Raw genomic sequence first — 19862 nt, forward strand, 5'->3', positions numbered from 1 at the left:
GCAACCAATGGAACCATTTTTGATGGTATTTATGATCATGAAGTACAAGAAGCCGGATATGAAATTGTGAAACCCACTAAACATATCCAGGAAGAAACGATGGAATTGATTTATAAATATGTAAAAGAAAAAAATGAAGTTAATGCTGATTTATATCATCACATTTTAGATGAGATGCAAAATGAATTAGACAGTGACGTTGTTATTCTTGGTTGTACTGAACTTTCTGTTGCAGAAGAAAGGGCATCTAATCATGATTTTAAAGTCATTGATGCCCAATCTGTATTAGTTGATCGTTCAATTGAAAAAGCATTAGAAAACAGAAAAAAAGCCATCGATTAATTTCGATGACTTTTTTATTTTATATTAATGTTAGTGATGCAGATTAATACTACAACATTTGTTACTAACATTAGGATATTAAAGCTATATAAGTTATTTCGTTGTTTATTACTATAGTTCAATTCAGTTAATCCACCGAGAATTATTGACAACCCATCAGTTATAAGACTTGATATTAAATGAGTATCAACAGTTCTAAATGTGATAACTATTTGAGTAACAATCACTACTATATATGACAAACGACTAGCAATTAGCCATTGAATTACACGTTTAGCTGAATATCTAGTTAAACCAATTGTGGTAACAACAATGTATATAAATAGCATTGCAATAGTTAAAGAAGCCCACATAATACCGCCTCCCAAAATCAATTTTATCACAAACACTTTATTAACATTACTAATACTTTCTTTTTTAATTTATTTTTAAAATGACGTCATAAACAGCCTTTTAAAGAGATTTTCATGAGAACAATTAATAATGAATGATAAATATAAAAAATATCTTGATATTAATAACACCATTTGATATTATCAATATCGCGTTATTTTTTATTAAGGAGGCAAAAGGATGGCTGAACCAAAAGAATTTGAAGTTGGCGACCACGTTTCTGCACCTAGATTTGGTTATTTAAAACATGACTTTGCTGGAACCGTAGAAAAGGTTTATGAAAACTCAGTAATGGTATTTATCGATGAACACCATGAAGAAGACGGCATTGTTGTTAATGAATATAATAAACGTGCGATTGTTAGCAAGAAAGCTGCTAAACCAGCTAAGAAAAAAACGGCTTAACATTTATTACCAAAACTTAAATCGTGTGATATAATATTGTTTGTATCTGCGGGTATAGTTTAGTGGTAAAATATGAGCTTCCCAAGCTTAAGTCGCGGGTCCGATTCCCGTTACCCGCTTACTAACAGATACAATTCAATGATAAAAGACTAGTAAAAATATTCCATTTGAAGCGACATTGGGGCGGTGTAAGCCAATGACTAGGGTATTTTGAATCGCACTTTTTAGAATTAACAAGAATTAAATACTAAAGCGGATATTTTATATCAAATAGAGTGGTACCGCGGGTTATTCCGTCTCTTACAATTAATTGGATTGTAAGGGATTTTTTTATATTTTGGAGGTTTTGGATAATGGATAATAAAGATTTAGTTGCTAGTGCGTTAAGCAATGCATTGGATAATGAACTTTCAGTAGAAGATATTCTACCTAAAATTGAAAGACCAAAGGATTCAAAGATGGGAGATTTAGCATTTCCTACTTTTATTTTAGCTAAACAATTTAGAAAAGCTCCGCAACAAATTGCGAGTGATATCGTAGAAAAAATTAATCAAGATGAATTTGATCATATTGAAGCTGCAGGTCCATATGTTAACTTCTTCTTGAACAAATCTAATTTCAGTTCAGATGTTTTATCAGCTGTTTTAGAACAAAAAGAAAATTATGGACAAAATGAAGACGGTAAGGGTGGCAATGTTACCATCGATATGTCTTCACCAAATATCGCTAAACCAATTTCTATGGGTCATTTAAGATCTACAGTTATTGGTAATTCAGTTGCTGAAATTTTACGTAAAAATGGTTACAATCCAATTAAGGATAACCATTTAGGTGACTGGGGTACTCAATTTGGTAAGTTAATTACTGCTTACTTAATGTGGGGAAATGAAGAAGACGTTAAGAAAGACCCTATCAACAACTTGGTTAAGTACTACGTTAAATTCCATAAGATTGATAAAGAACAACCTGAACTAGATGATGTTGCTAGAGATTGGTTCAGAAAACTTGAAAATGGTGATGAACAAGCTACCGCTCTATGGAAGTGGTTTAGAGAAGTTTCACTTGAAGCATTTGGTGAAATTTATGACAAGCTAGGTATCACTTTTGATACTTATAATGGTGAAGCTTTCTACAATGATAAGCTTCAAGATGTCGTTGATTCTCTACAAGAAAAGGGATTATTAAGCAAGTCACAAGGAGCAACTATTGTTGACCTTGAAAAATACGATTTAAACCCTGCTTTAATTCTTAAGAGTGATGGTGCATCACTATACATTACTAGAGATATCGCTACTGCAATTTACCGTGATCAAACATACCATCCAGCAATGAACTTATATGTTGTTGGTTCAGAACAAACTTATTACTTTAAGCAACTTAAAGCTGTATTAATGGAAATGGGTATTCCTTCTGCTAAGGATTTACACCATATTCCATTTGGTTTAATCACTGTTGATGGTAAGAAGTTATCAACTCGTTCAGGAAGAATTATCTTACTTGACGAAGTTCTAAACGAATCAATTGATATTGCTAAGAAACAAATTGCTGAAAAGAATCCTGACTTACCAAACAAGGATGAAGTCGCTAAAGAAGTTGGGGTTGGAGCAATTGTTTTCGGTGATTTAAAGAACGAAAAGATTAACAACATTGATTTCAACCTAGAAGATCAATTAAGATTTGAAGGTGAAACAGGTCCTTACGTACAATATGCTAGAGCTCGTGCTGAAAGTATTTTACGTAAAGCCGGAGATGTTGATTTAGAAAATGCAGATAAGACACTTAATGATGCTGAATCATGGAACGTAATTAAGTTACTAAATGATTTTCCAGCAAGAGTTAAGATGGCTTGTGATGAATTTGAACCTTCAGTAATTGCAAAATACTCATTAAGACTAGCTAAAGCCTTTAACAAGTACTATGCACATACTAAGATTTTACAAGATGACGAAGAACGTGATGCAAGACTAGCATTAGTTAAGTCTGTTTCAATTGTTCTAAAAGAATCACTAAGATTACTAGGTGTTAAAGCACCAGACGAAATGTAATAAAAAAACAGATTTAACATTTAGTTAAATCTGTTTTTTATTTAAGCTTTTAAACCGATTTTGGGTTAAAATAGTATTAATATCATCATCGGTGAAGGAGTAATAAAACTAGATGAAAATTGACAGAAATAAAAGTGCCCTAAAAATTTTCTGGCACCGTTACCAATTGACTAGATGGATAATCATCGCTGTATTAACGCTTATTTTTGTTATCAGCGCATACTGCACATTCATTGCTAAAACAACACATGTGCAAAATCTACAATCGTCATTGGAACAATCAACAGTTATATACGATTCTAAAAACCAAAAAGCTGGTAAAATTTATTCTCAAAAAGGAACCTACGTGGGATATAAAGATATATCATCCAATATTCCAAATGCGATTCTATCAACTGAAGATCGTAACTTTTACAATGAACATGGATTCTCTATTAAGGGATTCGGTAGAGCTGTTCTATTAATGATTAAGAATAAGATTTTACATCGAGAATACATTAGTGGTGGTGGGAGTACTTTAACCCAACAGCTAGTAAAAAATGCATATTTAACGCAACAACAAACCTTTAGCCGTAAGTTAAAAGAATTATTTTTATCAATTCAGGTTGAAAATGTATATACTAAGCAACAAATATTAACTATGTACATGAATAATTCATATTTTGGTAATGGTGTTTATGGTGTTGAAGATGCTTCTAGAAGATATTTCGGTATGAACGCTAAAGACTTACCAGTGCAAGATGCTGCGGTAATTGCTGGAATGCTAACTAATCCTAGTGCATATAATCCAGTAGATCATCCTAAACTTGCGTTGAAACGTCGAAACGTTGTTCTCCAATTGATGGCTGATAATAATAAGATAAGCCAATCTGAAGCTAATCGTTTGAAGAAAACACCAATTGTCGTTAAAAACACTTATCAATATAAGGATGGATATAAGTATCCATACTACTTTGATGCAGTTATTGATGAAGCGATTAATAAATACGGATTATCTGAATCTGATATTATGAACCGTGGTTACAAGATTTATACAACATTAAATCAAAGCCAACAAAATAGCCTTCAAGATGACTTTAAAAACGATAGCATGTTTCCTAGTAATGCAGCTGATGGTACTAAAGTTCAAGCTGCTTCAATTGCATTAGATCCAACAACTGGTGGAGTAACAGCGGTTGTGGGTGGCCGTGGCCAACACGTGTTTAGAGGATATAATCGTGCTACACAAATCAAGCGTCAACCTGGTTCTACAATTAAACCATTAGCGGTTTATGTACCAGCTTTGGAAAATGGTTATAGTTATAACGATATCTTACAAAATAAAAAGATATCATATGGATCCAATAAATATACACCACAAAATTACAATAATGTATATACAGGGACAATCCCAATGTATACAGCTTTAGCTCAAAGTATGAATGCGCCTGCTGTTTGGCTATTGCATAAGATTGGTGTTGATAAGGGATATCAATCAGTTAAGTCATTCGGTTTGCCGGTGCAAAAGAAAGATAAGAATCTTGCTTTGGCACTTGGCGGCTTATCTAGCGGAGTATCTCCACAAGAAATGGCTGGAGCATACACTGCGTTTGCTAACGAAGGAAATATGACAACGCCTCACTACATTAGAAAAATTGTCGATTCATCAGGAAAAGTGATTGTTGATAATGACACCACAACTTCTAAAAATGTGATGTCGAAGAAGGTTGCTGATGAAATGACTAGTATGATGTTAGGTGTCTTTGATAATGGTACTGGGGTATCAGCAAAACCAAGTGGTTATCAAGTTGCTGGAAAGACTGGAAGTACTGAAGCAGATAATACTGGTGATTCTGATGCTACTAGAGATAAATGGATTATTGGTTATACACCTAAAGTGGTTGTTGCAACCTGGGAAGGATTCGATAATACCAATGCTGGGCACCATTTAGAGAACCTAAGTGGAACTGGAGTAGGTCCGTTATTCAAGTCCGAAATGGAACAAATCTTGCCAACAACTGGTAATAATAGTTTCTCAGTTAAAGATGCTTCATATCTTGATTCACATCAAGGACAAGGATCTTCTAGCTCAAGTAGTTCTGATTTTTGGAACGATGTTAAAAATGGAGCTAACGAGGTATCTAAAGACCTTGGTAAAGGAATCGATAACTTAAAGAAAAACGCCAATAATTGGTGGAACCAAGCTAAAAAATATGTTGGTAAGTAAATTGACCAACTAATATAAAACGTCGTATCATAGTTGTATGTGATACGACGTTTTTTACAAAAAAAGGGGAAATTATTAGTGAAATTTATTCATGCTGCAGATTTACATTTAGAGAGTCCTTTTCAAGGATTAAAAAACGATGAAACACCTAAAGAACTATGGGATGAAATATACAATTCAACTTTTATATCGTTTCAAAAGATTGTAAATGATGCGATTAATGAACAAGTTGACTTTATTTTATTAGCGGGAGATTTATTTGATCGTGATAATCAAACCCCAAAAACATACGATTTTTTCCAAAAAGAAATGGAAAAACTGAACGAAAATAATATCGATGTTTACATGATTTTTGGTAACCACGACTATTTTGATTTAAATAGAGACGTTATTAGTTTCCCTAAAAATGTTCATGTATTCTCTAATGATGTTGAAACTAAATCATTGACAGTAGATGGTAAAACAATTGCGATTACCGGATTTAGCTATGCCAGTAAATGGATAACTGATAAAAAAATAGATGACTATCCAGTTAAAGGTAATGTAGATATGCATATTGGAATGTTACATGGTGGATTGGAACAAACAGGTGATCATTATGCACCCTTTAGTGTAAATGATTTAGTATCTAAGAATTATGATTATTGGGCATTAGGTCATATTCACAAAAGACAAACATTGAACCAAACACCGCCAATCATATATTCGGGTAATATACAGGGAAGACATAAAAATGAACCGGGTGATAAGGGTTACTTATTAATAACAGATAATCTAAATAAACTAGATATTGAATTCAAACCAACTTCAGTTATCGATTGGAGTAGTTTGAAAATGAATATTAAGTTTAATGACGTTGAATCAACATTAAATCAAGTTTTGGATAAATTAAAACAACAAGACTTTAATAAAATGCAACTTATTAATCTGGAATTATCCTTGAATGAAGCAATTTCTGATAGTAAGCAACAAGACTTCATATATCGTTTAAATAACTTGTTGCGTAGTGAATATCGACAATTGAATGCATGGATTTATGAAGTTAAGTTCAAGCTAGATAGTGCTGTCAAATTATCTTCAATTGATCAAGAAATATGGGATGAAGCAGAGAATAATACTTTCTCAGAAGAAAAAATTAACGATATAGCTAAAACATTGAGAAAATATGACTTCATTGCTAATCATATTGATGAAAGCAATGACAATTTAAAATCGCTAGCAAAGATGAAACTGATAAGCGGAAGGGAAGATATTAATGAAGATTAATAAAGTTGATGTCCTAGGATATGGGAAATGGCATGATATTTCTTTTGATTTTAACCAGTCTAATCTTCAAGTTATCTTTGGAAATAATGAAGCAGGAAAAACAACATTATTAAGTTTAATTGAAGGAATATTATTTGGATTTGTAGACGGAAGAGCCGGTTCTTATGAACAATACAAGCCACGAGAAACTAAAGCATACGGTGGAAAATTAACGATTACAACTGAAGATAACCGTCATTTCATCATTACCAGATTAGATGGTAAAAATGGTGGGGATGTTTCCGTCTATGATGTTGATAATGATATTGAAACTAATCCAAGTCTATTAGATAAGCTTTTAGGTCCAATTGATCGAAACACATTTGAACAATTATTTTATTTTGGAGATTTAGATATTAAATCTATTTCCAAATTAAGTAAGAATGAATTAGTAAACAGAATTCAAAAAGTTGGGTTTGTTGGTAGTAATCAATGGCTTGAATTGAGAGATAAAATTGAGAAGAAATCTAAAGAACTATATGCGCCAACCGGTAGAAAACCTGAATTAAATCAAAAGCTAAAAGAATATGACGAATTAGTTGATAAGGTTCAATTAAGTAAAGGTAATTTAGATAATTACAATCAATTAACTGAAGAAAAAAATGCAATCAGTAATAAAATTGATAAGCAAAAAGCAGAATTACAAAAGATTGATAAAGAATTAACCAACTTACTGCATTTAAGACAAGTATGGCCTGTATATTCTAGATTATCTCAAATAAACACTTCTAACGAAACGATTAGGGATGGATTTGATGAAGAAGATGTATCTAAGCTAAAAGAGCTAGAAAACGCATTATTTTTATCTTCAGAGCAAATCAAAAATATTGATGAATCAATTAAAAGATTGACGGTACAAAGACAAGAAAATAAAGAACTTGAAGTATACAATCGTAACCGTAATCAAATCGATCAATTAAGTCAGTCATTTTCGAAAGTAAACGAAATGATTAATGATTTAAAAATTAAAAAATCGATGATTGATGAAATTAATCACCAAAACGAACAAAAAACCGTTGTTAGCGAAGACGAGTTAAATAATGTTCAAAGTAAGTTAGATGAGCTTGATGATTCAAAAAATAAAAGCGCTTCGGCTAGCTTTATGAACTTATTACCAACGCTTTTAATTGGAATCGTGGCGATTATTGCTTTAATAATTCCCGTAACTTTCTCTAGATTAGTGGGAATCCTGTTATTAATTGGTTTTGGATTTGTAAAATTCATGAAAAGTAAAACCAAAAAGGGTAATGATTCCAGCATTTTAGAATCTAAACTTAATGACTATGCAATTAGGAACAGCATCACATTAAGTGAATTGCAGGGATGGATAAACGAACAAAGATACTTCATCAATCATCCCAATACTAATCAGGTAATTCAGTATGAAAATGACTATAAGAGTATATCTACTGATTTATCTAATTACTTTAAGCAATGGGATTCATATTTGAATGATTTTAATACTGACGATACATTCAATGTCCAATTGGATAAAGTCAGAACGTTTGTAAGTAAAATGAATGAAGAAAATAGCGTTAATATTCGTAATAATGAACAAATGAATGAACAATTAACGCAAAAAGCCCAATTAGTGGATAAGCAAACAACTATTAAGAATTCACTAAATGATTTTCTTCGTTCGCGTAATATTGATAATGTAGAGTCATTCAAAGAGCTTGCTGAAAAACAAAAGCAACTTAAGATTAATAAAGAACAACGAGATAGTATTAAGGATCAAATTACAGACGAAGACATTGAACTGTTAAAACAATACAATGATAATCGTGAAATTGATGATAAGGTTTCTAAATTCAAAAATAATAGTGATGCCTTAAAAAATGAAATTTTATCATTATCACAAGAATTTGAAACAGTTAACTTCAATATCAAGCAATATATATCAGACGGAACTTACAGTGAACTAATTCAGCAACAAAGTAATCTTGAATCAGAGATTAATGAGTTAACAGATGAGTGGTTATCAATGAAATTGGCAGATGCGTGGATTGATGAATCATTAAATATTGCAACTGCTGATAGGGTTCCATCATTTGAAAAGAAAGCAGAGGAATTCTTTAAGTTACTAACTGATGATAAATATATTGGAATCAAGTATCTAAAAAATAATATAAAAGTTACTAGAAATGATAAAGAGCAGTTTGCTGCCGGGGAACTTTCTCGTGGAACGGTTGAACAACTTTATTTATCAATGATTTTGGCATTGTCAGTAGTGTTTGGAAGGGACTATCATATTCCAATGATTATTGATGATGGATTAACAGAATTTGACTTTGAAAGAACGCAAAATGCAATTAATCTTTTAAAGAAGATTAGTGATAGTATTCAAGTAATCTATGTAACCTGTGATAATAGAATTCAAGAATATGTTGATGAACAATACATTCTTAATTTAAATAATCGTTAAAATAAAAGGCCTTCAAATTAATTGAAGGCTTTTTTGATTACAAAAAAAGACGTGGAATAAAATATCCACGTCTTTTATTATTAATTATTTTTTGCTTGATGATGAACTGTCAGTTAGGTATGAAGATAAGATGTTTTGTAGGTCTTTATCTTTAATTTCAACTCCACCGTTCTTAAGAACTTTTGATACAACGTTCTTTAGAGTAGTGCTATCGTTCAACTTAGAAGTAGCAATTTGATCCTTTAAGTCATTGATGTGGTCAGTGTATGAACCCTTCTTAGGGTGGTTAACCATTTGAATAACTTGGTATCCGTATTGAGTCTTAACAGGTGTCTTAGTGTATTCACCGTTTGATAACTTGTAAGCAGCTTTTCTGAATGATGAATCGATGCTTGTATCAGTGTTATCAAATGCAGCTACACGGCCACCTTTGTTCTTGTTTGAAGTATCAGTTGAGTATTTCTTAGCTAAATCTGAGAACTTCTTACCGTCTTTAAGTTCTGAGATAACTTTTTCAGCAGTCTTCTTGTCAGAAACTAAAATTTCGTTAACAGTAACTTTTGGTTGGTATGATTTGAATTGCTTCTTTAGATCAGCAGTTGAGTAACTGATGTTTGCTCTAACAGCAGCCTTTAGAAGTAAGTTAGATTTTAGTTGGTTCTTGAAACTTGCAGTAGTTAAACCTTGTTGTTCAAGTAAAGTTTCAAATTCTGAACCATATTGAGTCTTGTATTGGTTGTATTGAGCATTAACTTCTGATTGAGAAACCTTATCTCCGTATTCTTTGTTCAATACTTTGTCCAGAATCATTTGTTGAAGAACTTGCTTACCGTTTGATGTGTTCTTCATACTACTGTAGTATTGACTTTCTGTGATTTTACCACCGTTTGTAACGGCAACAGTTTTATCTCCACAGGCAACAAGTGAAACACTTAATAGTGCACCTGCAAGACCAACTAGAACTTTCTTGTTCATAAAATAATACACATCCATTTCTTTTTTATTAAACCATCTAGGTTCGACGGTTATTAAGTTAACACAATTTAAATTCTATCACAAAATTTCTTAAGAAATTTTAAAATTTTATTTAGTCATGTTATTAATTCTTTGATTAATCAAGTCCAAATGAGGTTTGATTTTAAATTGATATTCAGAAATATCACGACTCATTGCTTCCAGAGTAGGTTTTGACTTACTTAGCTCATCTTGCATTTGAGTCAACTTTACTGAAAAATCGTTCTTATGATCTAAAACGTTGGAAAAAGATTGAATCTTATCCTTAGTTGAATCATAAGTTGTTTTGGCAAATTCACTGGGCTTTCTATCAGATAGATAAAGATACGCTGCTAATCCAGCAGCAGACAAACCAACTAATTTTAACGCAGTTTTAATCATGATTATGCCTCCAATGAGTTAATAATCTTGCTTTTAATTTGCTCAAAAGCTTCTTGATTGTACTTTTCTGAGTTGTCTTGAAAAGTCATTGAGAAGCCATCTTTATTGCTATATCTTGGAATAAGGTGGAAATGAGAATGGAAAACAGATTGGTATGCCAATTCGCCATTGTTATTAACGATATTCATCCCTAAGATATCTGGAGCAGATTGTTGAATTGCTCTTGCAATCTTTGGAATTCTTGAAAATACTTTTTCAGCAAGTTCTTCATCGTATTCATAAATGTTGGCGACGTGCTTCTTAGGAATAACCAAAGTGTGACCAGGTGTAGCCTGGGAAATATCCAAAAATGCTTTTACATATTCATCTTCATAAATAGTATAGCTAGGAATTTGCCCATCAATTATTTTACAGAATACACAATCATTCATATTATTCTTCCTTTCTTTGATATTGCTGTAATTATATACATAGTAACATAAATTTATCTTAAAAGACTTATGATATAATGTGTTTTAAGAAAAAATAGAGAGGTGTTATCCGTGACTTTAGAAGTTAAAGATTTAGTAGGGGGATATTCAAGAATTCCTGTCTTAAAAGAAGTTAACTTTAAGATTAACAACGGTGAATTAGTGGGATTAATCGGACTGAATGGGGCCGGTAAGTCTACTACAATCAACCACATTATCGGATTACTAAAACCATTTTCTGGTGAAATTAAAATTAACGGTATTTCAATTGATGATGACGTCAATGAATACAAAAAACAAATTGCTTACATCCCTGAAGTTCCAATTCTATACAAAGAATTGACACTTAAGGAACATATCGCAACCACAATTTCAGCATATGATTTAGACGAAACAGAAGCTTGGAATAGTGCAGATCGATTATTGAAGATGTTTAGATTAGATAAAAAGCTAGACTGGTTCCCAACAAACTTTTCTAAAGGGATGCGTCAAAAAGTGATGATTTTATGTGCATTTATTACAAATGCCAAATTATTTGTAATTGATGAACCATTTTTAGGCCTAGATCCAGTCGCGGTAAATGACTTATTGAATTTGATTGAGGAACAAAAGAAAAAGGGAAGCAGTATCTTAATGTCTACACACGTATTGGATACAGCAGAAAGATTTTGTGATGAATTTGTTCTAATTCATAATGGGGAAGTTAGAACACAAGGAACTATTGAAAAGTTGCAAAAAGAATTTGGCATGGATGACAGCTCATTAAACGATATTTATCTTGAATTAGCTGAGGAAGAAAACAGCCATGAATAATTTATTTAGTCAACGTTTGCAGTCCCATTTCACGCAAATGAGTAAATACTTAAAATATGTTTTTAATGATTTTTTCGTAATCGCATTAATGTTTATTATTGGTGGGTTAGGATATCAATATTCGCAATTTATTAAAGGACTTACTCCACAATTGTGGTGGGAAAAACCGATATTAATAATTGTGTTCTTGTTATCAATAACTCTGATAAAGGTAACGACGTTTGCCAAACAAGCTGATTATATTTTTTGGATGCCTAAAGAAAAGGCCTTCTATAACTTCTTTAAAAAGGGGTTAATTTATAGTTCAGTTATTGCGATTTTTGTTCAAGTGTTGATTTGGTTTGTAACGATTCCGTTCTTTGAAAAAAGTGTTGCTACAACCAGTGTATTAGACGTTATTGTGCTTTTGATTACACTTATTTTTCTTAAAATATATGTATTGAATAATCAATTCTTAAATAATTATCATTTCACGAAAAAGAACTTCAAAATTCTATATCAAGTGATTGTTCCCTTGATAACGTTAATTGTTTTTTTGTACTTAAACGTTTTTGTGAGCTTAATGATTGCACTTGTTATGTTTGTCTTTAGTCATTTTGAGTTAAGAAAGCTTAAAGAACATAGCATTGATTGGAAAACTGTAATCGCAAATGAAGAAAGTCATGAAAATAGTTTAAATCGATTCTTTAATATGTTTACTGATGTCGATAATATGCAAGGAATCGTTAAGAGAAGAAAAGCACTTGATGGTATTTTTAAGTGGTTTAACAAAGATGTATATAGTCTGCTTTACTCCAGAGGATTAATTCGTGATAAAGAAATCAGTGGATTAGTCTTTAGATTAACAATCTTAGGTGGGGTACTTATTGCTTTAATTGATAATCAAGTAGTTGCAATCATTGTTTCATTACTATTTGTGTACCTAATAGTATTTCAATTAATTCCATATTTTAATAACTTTAACGACAATGTGTTTATCGCAATATATCCAATTGATGGTGAACAAAGAATTAAATCTTTCATCAACGTTATTGCTAAAATTATGATCATTATAGTTATAATTTTCTTTATCGCATCGATAATATCAACTAACATTATTGATTCAATTGAGTTGTTAGTTTTATTATTGATTGAATATTTTGTGTTAATTAAAATATATGTACCAAATAAAATAAAAAAAGCCCAATCAAATTACTAATACGCTTGACGAAAGCATTGAAAACCCAGTAAAATAAGCTTTAGTAATTATGAACAATTGGCAAAAAATAATTAGTCAAAACTTTGTTTTGGCTATTTTTTATGAGGAGGATAAATCATGAGAGTTAGAAATAAACCTTGGGCTGATGATTTTATCAAAGAAAATGAAAAGTATATCGTGACTGAACCAGAAAATTGGATTGGCAAATGGTCACAACGTTTTGAAAAGGAACAACCAATTCACATTGAAATCGGTACTGGAAAAGGTCAATTTATTGTTGAAATGGCCAAAAGACATCCAGAAGTTAACTTCTTAGGAATTGAAATCCAAAAGACTGTTATCGCGATTGCTCTTAAGAAGGTAGTTGAAGCAGACTTACCAAACTTACAACTAGTTCATACTGATGGAGCAGGGGTAGATACATTCTTTGGTAAACATGAAATTGACACTGTATACCTTAACTTCTCTGATCCATGGCCTAAATCTAGACATGCTAAAAGAAGACTTACTTCTCCAACATTTTTAGATAGTTACAAGACCATCTTAAAAGAAGATGCTCCAGTTGTATTTAAGACTGATAATCGTGGATTATTCGAATATTCAGTAGTTACTTTTAACAACTACGGTATGTATTTTGATATGTTATCTCTAGATTTACACAATAGTGATTACATGGAAGATAACGTAGAAACTGAATATGAACACAAGTTTAGTAGTAAGGGTCCTATTTATAAGATTGTTGCTTACTTCAATAAAAAAGAAGACTAGTTTAGTAGTCTTCTTGAAGTTCTGAAACCCATTTAAACTTATAGTTTGAACTGATTTCAAAATAGTGATCTTTTATATTGTTGTTGTTATCTAAAACGTTAATCGCTCCGATATAATCGTTTTCATTATTCTTTTTCATAATCCAGCTTCCACATACGTTGTTGGATGCTAATGTATCCTTCGCATGCTTTACTTGTAAATTAATTTTTTTGAGGTGTTGTTCTTCTTTTAATTTTTTTGCAACGTAAATACTTGCCCCAACAATCCCAATAGTTAAACTAGACACAATTGCGTTATGCGCTCTAATATATACCACTTCCTTTTTCTTAATGTATATTATATAACACTAAAATTTATAATCAAACTGCATTATAATTTTGCCTAAATACGTTATAATAAAGGAAAATGACAATAGGAGAGATAATTATGGAACAATTACCAACTATGAACTTAGAAGAACTAAAAACAAAATTAAGTGATGGAAAATACATGTTATTCTTCACTGCTGGATGGTGCCCAGATTGTGCATTCATCAAACCTGCAATGCCAGAAATCGAAGCAGAATACCCAGATTACACTTTTATTACTGTAGATCGTGATGAAAACATTGACTTAGCCGCAGATATGGCTATTTTTGGTATTCCTAGCTTTGTCGCTTTTGAAAACGGGGAAGAAATCGGCCGTTTCGTAAACAAAGATAGAAAGACTAAGAAACAAGTTGAAGAATTTATTGATTCTCTATAAAACTAATTTGGAAGGTAAGATTTAATGTTAATTGCAAGTTACAATCCTAAACAAACAGGTGACATCTTGGTCGTTATTTTAGGTGAAGATGCCAAAGAACAAAAAGTTGAATATAAAGATAGCGTGGTTAGAATTTCTGACGAAAGCTCCGACCGTGTTACTGGATTTAACTTTTTATCTGCTTCAGAAGCTTTACCAAGACTAAAAGATGTTGATGGTAAAGTTGATTTAACTCAAGATGATTTAAATTCATTAAATGAAGTATTAAAAAACAATGGTCTTTCAGATACATTGGAATTAGATGAAGATCCTAAATTTGTTGTTGGGTATGTAAAATCTGTTAAAGAACATCCCAAGTCTGATCATTTGAAAATTACAGAAACTGAAATTGACAATGGTAAAACTTTGCAAATTGTTAGTGGATCACCAAATATGCAAGAAAACATCAAGGTTGTTGTTGCTAAAGTTGGTGCAATGATGCCAGATGGACTTATTATTTGGCCAGGAGAATTAAAGGGTGAAGAAAGCATTGGTATGATTTGTTCAGGACGTGAATTATTAATTAAGAACGCCCCAAATCGTCCAGGAGCACTTATCTTACCTAATGATTACCAAGAAGTAGGAGAAGCTTTTGATTTTGCTAAATCAGAAACTTTATTTACAAAATAAGAGATAATCTCTCTTGTTATACATAAATTACAAAATTAAGGATGACGTTTGAATGGAACACTATGATGGACCGGCTTTTTACAGAAAATATAATATAAAACATAATGCGATAGAACCAACACATGCTAATAAGTCTGAACAAAGTTCATCCCATCAAACTATAGATACCCCTAAAGAATCTAAACATAGCGTTGATGATGAAATATTGACCAGAACAGAAAATCCAATTGCTAAAAGAGCAGCTGCATTTACTCCTACGCATAATAGTTCATCAGCAACAAAAGTACAGTTTTATGAAGCATCAAGTTCAAATAAGTACCAAAAACTAAAAGAGCAATTAACCAGAGACAATGAATCTTTGATATTGATTACTGACGATTCAACTGATGCAATTAACTTAGCTAATCCAACTATTCCAGTTGAGGTTGATGTACAAGAAGATAACTACGCAGTTGAAGAAGAAGCAAATGAAATTAGTCAATTCAATGATATAAAAGCAGATTCTTATGCAACTCCATACATTGAAAGTATGGCAAAGAAAGATGCTGATATTGATGCTGCATCAGATATTGTTGAATCAGATAATACTACTTTCGAAAATAAAGCCAACTCTTCTTTTGATGAATTTATTGATAGAAGCACTCATCAAGATGAAGCTGATGAAGATTTGAATAAAGACGTAGTTCAAGATAGTCATGATAATGTTGAAGAAAATGATGATGATATCAAAGATGACTTGAACAATGATGATGAAGGCGATAGCTTCGTATCCATGAACGATGACGAAGAAGCTGGTGATTTATATAATAATCAACAATCCGATAGTCAAAGCGATAATAGTCTTAGTCAATCTGTTGCAGCACGTAAACCGATTGAACAACATGGATTAGGTAACTCTTTATCATCAATCTTAAATCAAGAACATAATGTTCAAAAAGATTTATCTATCTTTAATAATCAACCAGAGAAGGATCAAGAAGAAGCAGAATACAGTCATGATGAAAGTGTATCAGCCGATTACGATGATAGGGGATATCGTTTCCCATCAATGAGTTTACTATCACCTGCAGACACTTTTGAAGATGATAGCATGGATGATTGGATTACATCACAAGCTGAAATCCTAGATGAAACGCTACAAGCATTTAATGTAGATGCAAGTGTTGTTGACTGGACTAATGGTCCAACGGTTACACAGTTCCAAATTAAACTTCAACTCGGGGTTAAAGTAAGTAAGATTACTAACCTAACAGATGATTTAAAACTGGCATTGGCAGCAAAAGATATTAGAATTGAAGCGCCAATTCCTGGAAAAACCACGGTTGGTATAGAAATTCCAAATCCTAAACCAAGACCAGTTAAATTATCTGAGGTAATCAATACACCTCAATTCATGAATACCGATAAACCGCTAACTGTCGCGTTAGGGGTTGATTTAACGGGTAAGCCACAAATGGCAGACCTAAGTAAGATGCCACATGGATTGATTGCTGGGGCCACAGGTTCAGGTAAGAGTGTGTTCTTAAATAGTTTATTAATTTCATTACTATATAAGGCCACGCCTGCCCAATTAAAGATGATTTTAATTGATCCAAAAGCCGTAGAAATGGCTCCATATGATAAGTTACCTCATCTATTATCACCAGTAATATCAGATCCAAAACAAGCTTCTGCTGCATTAAAATGGTCTGTTAAAGAGATGGATGAGCGTTATGAAAAACTAGCCGCAGCAGGTGCTAGAAATATTGAGCAATTCAATGAAATGGCTGAGAATGCCGGTGAGTACACTAAAAAGATGCCTTATATCTTAATCGTAATTGATGAGTTGGCTGATTTAATGATGGTTGCATCAAGTGAGGTTCAAGACTACATCGTTAGAATTACTCAAAAGGCACGAGCGGCTGGTATTCATTTAATCGTTGCAACCCAAAGACCTAGTGTTGATATTATTACAGGTACCATTAAAAATAATATTCCTACTCGTGTTGCTTTCATGGTTTCAAGTCAAGTTGATTCAAGAACCATTATTGACACAGCAGGGGCGGAAAGACTATTAGGTAAGGGTGATATGTTATACCTTGGAAATGGGGCTAGTCAGTCTTCACGTTTACAAGGAACTTTCGTAACTAATGATGAAATTGAACGAATTACCAATGAAGTCAGAAAACAAGGACAACCTAAGTATGCTTTCCAACCAGAATCATTATTAAAATCAGTTAGTCAAGTTGAACAACAAGACGAATTGATGCCAGATGTTTTGGAATACATTTCTAGTGAAGAAACAGTTTCTACTTCTAAATTACAAAGAGTATTCTCCATTGGTTATAACCGAGCGGCTAGCTTGATTGATGACTTGGAACAACATAATTATGTATCTGGTCAACACGGTTCAAAACCAAGGGATGTTTATTTAACTGAAAGTGATTATCAAAAGTTAAATATTTAGAAAAAAAGAGAACATCTGTTGATAAATCTGCTATGATAGATTTATCGAGAGATAAAAGGAGCATTTAAATATGGATGCAAAGAAGATATATCATTTTGTCGGCATTAAAGGTACTGGAATGGCGGCAATGGCAAGAATCCTAAAAGATAGAGGATATGAAGTACAAGGTTCTGACATTGATAAATATACTTTTACTCAAGTGGGATTAGAACAAGCAGGAATTAAAGTTCTTCCTTTCAATGTTGATAATATTAAAGAAGGACTAACTGTAATTGCAGGAAATGCTTTTACAGATGATCAACCAGAAATCAAAAAATCAAGAGAAATGGGTCTAGAAGTATTTAGATATCATGAATTTCTTGGCGAAATGATTAAAGGACATACTAGTATTGGTGTGTGTGGTGCCCATGGTAAAACTAGTACTACAGGATTACTAGCACACGTATTATCTGGAATTGCTCCTACTGATTATTTAATTGGTGATGGAACAGGTAAAGGTGTTCCTGAAGCAAGATTTTTTGCTTATGAAGCTGACGAATATCGTCGTCACTTCCTAGCTACTAGTCCTGATTACGCAATCATGACTAACATTGATTTTGATCATCCTGATTACTATACAGGTATTGATGATGTTAAAAGTGCATTCCAATCATTTGCTAACCAAACAAAGAAAGGTATCTTTGCATGGGGCGATGATGAAAATCTAAGAGATATCAAAGCTGATGTTCCAATTTATTACTATGGAACTAGAGAAGATGATGATTTTAGAGCTGTTAACGTTGTTAAGAGTACTTCTGGATCAGAATTTGATGTTGAATACAAAGGCGAAAAAATTGGTCACTTCCAAATTCACTCATACGGTGAACACAATGTGTTAAATGCTTTAGCAGTTATTGCTGTTTCATATTTTGAACATGATAATTTGGAAGAAGTCCAAAATGAATTTGATACATTTAAAGGTGTAAAGAGACGTTTTGCACAAAGAAAAGTAGCAGATATGACTATTATCGATGATTATGCACATCATCCATCAGAAATTGATGCAACTATTGATGCTGCGAGACAAGAATATCCAAATAAAAAAATTATTGCAGTCTTCCAACCACATACATTTAGTAGAACTATCGCTTACTTAGATGATTTTGCTACTAGTTTGAATAAGGCGGATGACGTTTACATCACTAAGATTTACAGTTCACCTCGAGAAAAATCTGGAAATGTTTCTAGTGCTGATTTAGCTGCAAAAATCACTAAAAATGGTGGCTTAATTGAAGCAGATAATATGTCTCCATTATTGGAATATCATGATGCAGTTGTTGTTTTCATGGGTGCTGGAGATATTCAAAACTATGAACGTATTTACGAAAATCTTTTAAATGATGTTACAAATAATATGAATTAAATTCTTGTAGTTTTTATTTAATCTGTTAAAATGTTTTTAACCTATTAAAGGATTCTTAGGAGGATTATAAAAAAATATGAATAACTATGATCAATCAGAACGTAGATTAGTTAATGACGCATTTGGTATGAACCGTTTCTTAACTAAGACTTACGGATGGATGACCCTTTCAGTTTTAATTTCAGGACTTGTTGCTTACCTAATGGGTGGAATGTACCATGTTACATTCAACGCTGGTGCATCAATCGTTGGACTTATTCTTTGGATGGTATTAGCGTTCACAACACAAAATCTTGCATTGCGTAATGCTTTTGCAGGGTTCATTTCATTGATTGTTTTCTCTGCTTTAACAGGTGGATTGTTCTCATACATTTTTATGGCATACAGTTCAACTGCAATTGCAGAAGCCTTCCTAACAACAACAATTGATTTCGCTGTTATGGCATTAATTGGGGTTACTACAAAGAAGAGCTTGGATAAAGTTGGTACTCAAGCAATGGCAGCATTATTTGCGCTAATTATTGTAAGTATCATCAACATTTTCCTAGGCAACCCGCTATTTGATTTATTTATTTCATTTATCGCGGTTATTATTTTTACAGCCTTTACTGCATATGACAGTCAAAAGATTAAACAATCATTTAACGAATATGGTTCAGAAGTTTCTGAAAATGGTTTAGCAATAAGTGGGGCAATGATTCTATACATGGACTTCATTAACTTATTTATTCACTTACTAAGTATTTTTGGATTCGCAAATAACGATAGATAGTAAAAAAAGATGGTGTTTCTACAACACCATCTTTTTTATTTTTTATATAATAATAGTATATGTA

The 19862-nt window shown here is 32.3% G+C and carries 19 protein-coding genes and 1 tRNA gene; 15 read left to right on the top strand and 5 right to left on the bottom strand.

The genetic code is table 11. The features are described 5' to 3' along the window. Positions 1–342, top strand: a 342-nt coding sequence (locus M3005_RS00060; protein ID WP_293792582.1) for an amino acid racemase, incomplete at its 5' end; no start/stop codon positions are given. A gap of 14 nt (positions 343–356) precedes the next feature. Here the strand turns inward: M3005_RS00060 and M3005_RS00065 are convergent. Next, the gene (locus tag M3005_RS00065) at positions 357–695 is read right to left on the bottom strand and encodes a DUF1516 family protein (protein WP_293792584.1); all 339 of its coding nucleotides are present in this window, start codon (positions 693–695) and stop codon (positions 357–359) included. 220 nt (positions 696–915) lie between these two features. On the opposite strand from M3005_RS00065, the gene M3005_RS00070 reads away from it, so the two are divergent. The 6 genes from M3005_RS00070 (at position 916) to M3005_RS00095 (ending at position 9121) form a co-directional block, all read left to right on the top strand. Continuing rightward, positions 916–1140 carry a hypothetical protein gene (locus M3005_RS00070; RefSeq protein ID WP_053949943.1) on the top strand — a complete coding sequence of 75 codons (225 nt, stop codon included), beginning with the start codon at positions 916–918 and terminating at the stop codon, positions 1138–1140. A 48-nt stretch (positions 1141–1188) separates the two neighbouring features. Further along, positions 1189–1259 (top strand) — tRNA-Gly (locus M3005_RS00075). 234 nt (positions 1260–1493) lie between these two features. Next, complete coding sequence (argS, locus tag M3005_RS00080) at positions 1494–3185, top strand: arginine--tRNA ligase (protein ID WP_293792588.1); 1692 nt, start codon at positions 1494–1496, stop codon at positions 3183–3185. A gap of 112 nt (positions 3186–3297) precedes the next feature. Beyond that, positions 3298–5391, top strand: a complete 2094-nt coding sequence (locus M3005_RS00085; protein ID WP_293792589.1) for a transglycosylase domain-containing protein — start codon at positions 3298–3300, stop codon at positions 5389–5391. Positions 5392–5469: 78 nt separating this feature from the next. Continuing rightward, complete coding sequence (locus M3005_RS00090; RefSeq protein WP_293792590.1) at positions 5470–6657, top strand: metallophosphoesterase family protein; 1188 nt, start codon at positions 5470–5472, stop codon at positions 6655–6657. Continuing rightward, entirely contained in the window at positions 6647–9121 is a 2475-nt protein-coding gene (locus tag M3005_RS00095; protein ID WP_293792592.1) for an ATP-binding protein, read from the top strand. The genes M3005_RS00090 and M3005_RS00095 overlap by 11 nt, the downstream gene beginning before the upstream one ends. A gap of 84 nt (positions 9122–9205) precedes the next feature. Here M3005_RS00095 and M3005_RS00100 read toward each other — a convergent pair whose 3' ends face one another. The 3 genes from M3005_RS00100 to M3005_RS00110 all read right to left on the bottom strand — a co-directional run bounded on the left by M3005_RS00100 (position 9206) and on the right by M3005_RS00110 (position 10947). Next, positions 9206–10096, bottom strand: coding sequence for a peptidylprolyl isomerase (locus M3005_RS00100; protein ID WP_293792593.1), 891 nt, complete (start codon positions 10094–10096; stop codon positions 9206–9208). Between the two features lie 108 nt (positions 10097–10204). Continuing rightward, positions 10205–10516 carry a hypothetical protein gene (locus M3005_RS00105; protein ID WP_293792595.1) on the bottom strand — a complete coding sequence of 104 codons (312 nt, stop codon included), beginning with the start codon at positions 10514–10516 and terminating at the stop codon, positions 10205–10207. 2 nt (positions 10517–10518) lie between these two features. Further along, positions 10519–10947 carry an HIT family protein gene (locus M3005_RS00110; RefSeq protein WP_293792596.1) on the bottom strand — a complete coding sequence of 143 codons (429 nt, stop codon included), beginning with the start codon at positions 10945–10947 and terminating at the stop codon, positions 10519–10521. Between the two features lie 111 nt (positions 10948–11058). Here M3005_RS00110 and M3005_RS00115 point away from each other — a divergent pair, with 111 nt between their 5' ends. The 3 genes from M3005_RS00115 to trmB all read left to right on the top strand — a co-directional run bounded on the left by M3005_RS00115 (position 11059) and on the right by trmB (position 13765). Continuing rightward, positions 11059–11799: an ABC transporter ATP-binding protein gene (locus M3005_RS00115; protein ID WP_293792598.1), complete on the top strand. Its 741-nt coding sequence runs from the start codon at positions 11059–11061 to the stop codon at positions 11797–11799. Then, complete coding sequence (locus tag M3005_RS00120; RefSeq protein ID WP_293792600.1) at positions 11792–12997, top strand: ABC transporter permease; 1206 nt, start codon at positions 11792–11794, stop codon at positions 12995–12997. Before M3005_RS00115 ends, M3005_RS00120 begins: the two co-directional genes overlap by 8 nt. A 117-nt stretch (positions 12998–13114) precedes the next feature. Further along, positions 13115–13765: a tRNA (guanosine(46)-N7)-methyltransferase TrmB gene (gene trmB / locus M3005_RS00125; RefSeq protein WP_053949952.1), complete on the top strand. Its 651-nt coding sequence runs from the start codon at positions 13115–13117 to the stop codon at positions 13763–13765. Position 13766: 1 nt separating this feature from the next. Here trmB and M3005_RS00130 read toward each other — a convergent pair whose 3' ends face one another. Continuing rightward, positions 13767–14081, bottom strand: coding sequence for a hypothetical protein (locus M3005_RS00130; RefSeq protein ID WP_148562071.1), 315 nt, complete (start codon positions 14079–14081; stop codon positions 13767–13769). Positions 14082–14191: 110 nt separating this feature from the next. Between M3005_RS00130 and M3005_RS00135 the strand changes: the two genes are divergently transcribed. The 5 genes from M3005_RS00135 to M3005_RS00155 all read left to right on the top strand — a co-directional run bounded on the left by M3005_RS00135 (position 14192) and on the right by M3005_RS00155 (position 19798). Next, positions 14192–14509, top strand: a complete 318-nt coding sequence (locus M3005_RS00135) for a thioredoxin family protein (RefSeq protein ID WP_293792606.1) — start codon at positions 14192–14194, stop codon at positions 14507–14509. 24 nt (positions 14510–14533) lie between these two features. Then, a complete protein-coding gene (gene ytpR / locus M3005_RS00140; protein WP_293792608.1) occupies positions 14534–15178 on the top strand; it encodes a YtpR family tRNA-binding protein in 645 nt (214 codons plus the stop codon). 52 nt (positions 15179–15230) lie between these two features. After that, positions 15231–17624: a DNA translocase FtsK gene (locus M3005_RS00145; protein WP_293792610.1), complete on the top strand. Its 2394-nt coding sequence runs from the start codon at positions 15231–15233 to the stop codon at positions 17622–17624. Positions 17625–17694: 70 nt separating this feature from the next. After that, a complete protein-coding gene (murC, locus tag M3005_RS00150; RefSeq protein ID WP_293792612.1) occupies positions 17695–19026 on the top strand; it encodes a UDP-N-acetylmuramate--L-alanine ligase in 1332 nt (443 codons plus the stop codon). A 76-nt stretch (positions 19027–19102) separates the two neighbouring features. Continuing rightward, complete coding sequence (locus M3005_RS00155; RefSeq protein ID WP_053949958.1) at positions 19103–19798, top strand: Bax inhibitor-1/YccA family protein; 696 nt, start codon at positions 19103–19105, stop codon at positions 19796–19798. Positions 19799–19862 lie beyond the last annotated feature (64 nt).

The sequence above is a fragment of the Apilactobacillus sp. genome (genome assembly GCF_025290035.1).
Taxonomy (GTDB): Bacteria; Bacillota; Bacilli; order Lactobacillales; family Lactobacillaceae; genus Apilactobacillus.

Coding starts and splice junctions, on each gene's coding strand:
- M3005_RS00065 (WP_293792584.1), bottom strand. CDS start 695: ATGTGGGCTTCTTTAACTATTGCAATGCTATTTATATACATTGTTGTT.
- M3005_RS00070 (WP_053949943.1), top strand. CDS start 916: ATGGCTGAACCAAAAGAATTTGAAGTTGGCGACCACGTTTCTGCACCT.
- argS (WP_293792588.1), top strand. CDS start 1,494: ATGGATAATAAAGATTTAGTTGCTAGTGCGTTAAGCAATGCATTGGAT.
- M3005_RS00085 (WP_293792589.1), top strand. CDS start 3,298: ATGAAAATTGACAGAAATAAAAGTGCCCTAAAAATTTTCTGGCACCGT.
- M3005_RS00095 (WP_293792592.1), top strand. CDS start 6,647: ATGAAGATTAATAAAGTTGATGTCCTAGGATATGGGAAATGGCATGAT.
- M3005_RS00100 (WP_293792593.1), bottom strand. CDS start 10,096: ATGAACAAGAAAGTTCTAGTTGGTCTTGCAGGTGCACTATTAAGTGTT.
- M3005_RS00105 (WP_293792595.1), bottom strand. CDS start 10,516: ATGATTAAAACTGCGTTAAAATTAGTTGGTTTGTCTGCTGCTGGATTA.
- M3005_RS00110 (WP_293792596.1), bottom strand. CDS start 10,947: ATGAATGATTGTGTATTCTGTAAAATAATTGATGGGCAAATTCCTAGC.
- M3005_RS00120 (WP_293792600.1), top strand. CDS start 11,792: ATGAATAATTTATTTAGTCAACGTTTGCAGTCCCATTTCACGCAAATG.
- trmB (WP_053949952.1), top strand. CDS start 13,115: ATGAGAGTTAGAAATAAACCTTGGGCTGATGATTTTATCAAAGAAAAT.
- M3005_RS00135 (WP_293792606.1), top strand. CDS start 14,192: ATGGAACAATTACCAACTATGAACTTAGAAGAACTAAAAACAAAATTA.
- ytpR (WP_293792608.1), top strand. CDS start 14,534: ATGTTAATTGCAAGTTACAATCCTAAACAAACAGGTGACATCTTGGTC.
- M3005_RS00145 (WP_293792610.1), top strand. CDS start 15,231: ATGGAACACTATGATGGACCGGCTTTTTACAGAAAATATAATATAAAA.
- murC (WP_293792612.1), top strand. CDS start 17,695: ATGGATGCAAAGAAGATATATCATTTTGTCGGCATTAAAGGTACTGGA.
- M3005_RS00155 (WP_053949958.1), top strand. CDS start 19,103: ATGAATAACTATGATCAATCAGAACGTAGATTAGTTAATGACGCATTT.